We start from the raw sequence: 2,475 nt of genomic DNA on the forward strand, positions 1-2,475 counted from the left end.
GCGGGCCGCCGCCCGCCCCGCGCACCCCTCCCCATGCCCCGGCAAACCCCTCCCTGGGGCACCCGGGGCGCCCCGCGCCGTTACCTGCCAAGTAACGGCCCGATGCAGGAAAAACGCCGGAAGGCTTAATTAATACTGAAAAAGAATGAAAGACATGAAGCGAATCCTTTTCTTTCTCATGCTGTTCGTCGGCACGACATCTCTTCAGGCGCAGAAGGTGTCTGTGAAGAGCAACCTGTTGTATGACGCCACGGCCACCATCAACCTGGGGGCCGAAGTCGGCCTGTCGCCGAAGTGGACGCTCGACCTGTCCGGCAACTACAACGGGTGGGACTGGAGCGACAACAAGAAGTGGAAACACTGGATGGCCCAGCCCGAGGCCCGCTACTGGTTCTGCGAGGCGTTCAACGGCCACTTCCTGGGGGCTCACCTGCTGGGCGGCCAGTACAACGTGGGCGGCCTGGACCTCCCCTTCGGCATCTACGAGGGGCTGGAAGACCACCGCTACGAGGGCTGGTACGTGGGCGGTGGCCTGGTGTACGGCTACCAGTGGCTGCTGGGCAGGCGGTGGAGCCTGGAGGCCGCCGTCGGCCTGGGCTACGTGCGCGCCTGGTACGACCGCTACGAGTGCCCCCACTGCGGCGAGTGGAAGGGCAGCGGCGAGAAGAACTACTTCGGGGTGACGAAAGCCGCCATCTCCCTCATCTATGTCATTAAATAAGGAGGAACCGGTTATGAAGAAGATATTTGTATCGATAGCATTGTTGTTGCCCTTCTCTGCCTTCGCGCAGACGGCCTACCTGGAATCCGTGACGGTGGAGAACCGCCGGGTGGAGAAGGACGGCGCGGACGTGCGCGTCCGCATGGACCTCGGGCTGGACAACCTGGACATGAAGCTGCAGCACACCCTGCAGCTGACGCCCGTCATCGTCTCCGGTGACGGCACGCAGGAACAGGCCCTGCAACCCGTCCACGTGGACGGGCGCATCCGCGGCAAGGTGGTGAGCCGCCGCGCCGCGCTGGACAAGGATTACCCCGCGGGCGGGGAACGCCTGCGGCGCAAGAACGGCGAGCCCCAGACCCTGCACTACGAGGCCACCGCCCCCTACGAGCCCTGGATGCTGAACGGGCGGCTGGAGCTGCGGGCCGACGTGACCGGCTGCGCCGAGTGCGGCGAGGGCCGCGAGACCATGGCCACGGGCGGCATCCTGCCCTACGAGGAGCCCGTGTACGAGATGGCCGTGGTGCAGCAGCCCAAGGAGGAGGCCGTGAAGCGGCGCTCCGAGGTGCGCACCGCAAGGTTGCAATACCGCCAGGACAGCCACAACGTCCTGCCCAGGTACAAGGACAACCAGGCCGAGCTGGACAAGGTGCAGGCCTCCATCGACGCGGTGAAGGGCAACACGGACCTGACCATCACCGGCATCTACGTGACGGGCTACGCCTCGCCCGAGGCCACCGTGGCCTACAACCAGGCCCTGTCCGAACGCCGCGCCCGCACCTTCGCCGAGTATGTGCAGCAGCGCAACCCCGAGTTGGACAAGAGCCTGTGGCACGTGGAGGGCAAGGGCGAGGACTGGGACGGCCTGCGCAAGGTGGTGGAACGCTACACCAACCTGCTGAAGCAGGACGAGGTGCTCAGGATCATCGACCAGTGCGAGGGCGACCTGGACCAGTGCGAGGAAAAGATCAAGGCCCTGGTGCCGCCTGAAATCTACCAGCGCGTGCTGAACGAGATGTACGGCCCCCTGCGCCGCAACGAATACCGCATAGAGTACAACGTGCGCCACTTCGACCTGGCCGAGGCGAAGCGGCTGCTGGAGACCCGCCCCGACCTGCTGAGCGTGGCGGAGATGCAGAAGGTGGCGGACAGCTACGGCCGCGGCACGGCGGAGTACCGCGCCGTGCTGAAGGTGGCCGCGGAGACCTGGCCGGACAACGAGACGGCCCTGACCAACTACGCCCTGGCGCTGATGGACGCCGGCGAGCATGACGCCGCCATCGCCCTGCTGGCGCCGAAGGCCGCAGAAAATGGCTCGCTGCAGAACCTCATGGGCGTGGCGCAGTTCAAGGCCGGGCGCATGGACAAGGCGGAGGAAGCCTTCCGCGAGGCCGCCAGGCTGGGCTATCCCGGCGCCGCGGAGAACGTGCGCAAGCTGGAGGAGGCGCGGCAGCTGCTGGGCGAGTGACGGGCGAAGGAAGGAGGATGAAGAACCCCCGCGCGGGCGGGAGGCCCCGGCGCCATTCAATCTCGGTTAGGTTTTAGTGTACACGGCCGGCCCTTCATTCTTCCTCCATCGTTCCCCGCGCTTGCCCGGGCGTGGCAAACGCGCCGGATGGGACAAGACCATGAGATTAACTAAATAACTATGTTTTATTACTAAATTGTTAGACGTATGAAAATGAACAAGTATTTTATGCTGGGTCTGGCCGGTTTGGCATTCGCGGCATGTAGTAATGAAGAGGACGCTATTG

General features: G+C 64.6%; 2 protein-coding genes. Both read left to right on the top strand.

The annotated features are described in order from the left end of the window. Nucleotides 1-154: 154 nt before the first annotated feature. Entirely contained in the window at nucleotides 155-721 is a 567-nt protein-coding gene (locus Q1X76_RS10050) for a DUF3575 domain-containing protein (protein ID WP_300719760.1), read from the top strand. Nucleotides 722-734: 13 nt separating this feature from the next. After that, complete coding sequence (locus tag Q1X76_RS10055) at nucleotides 735-2,189, top strand: DUF3868 domain-containing protein (protein WP_300719762.1); 1,455 nt, start codon at nucleotides 735-737, stop codon at nucleotides 2,187-2,189. Nucleotides 2,190-2,475: the final 286 nt, after the last annotated feature.

Source organism: uncultured Desulfovibrio sp. (genome assembly GCF_949282365.1).
GTDB lineage: Bacteria > Desulfobacterota > Desulfovibrionia > Desulfovibrionales > Desulfovibrionaceae > Desulfovibrio.

Bases quoted from the DNA above. Each gene is read 5' to 3' on its own strand.
- Q1X76_RS10050 (WP_300719760.1), top strand. From the start codon at position 155: ATGAAGCGAATCCTTTTCTTTCTCATGCTGTTCGTCGGCACGACATCT.
- Q1X76_RS10055 (WP_300719762.1), top strand. From the start codon at position 735: ATGAAGAAGATATTTGTATCGATAGCATTGTTGTTGCCCTTCTCTGCC.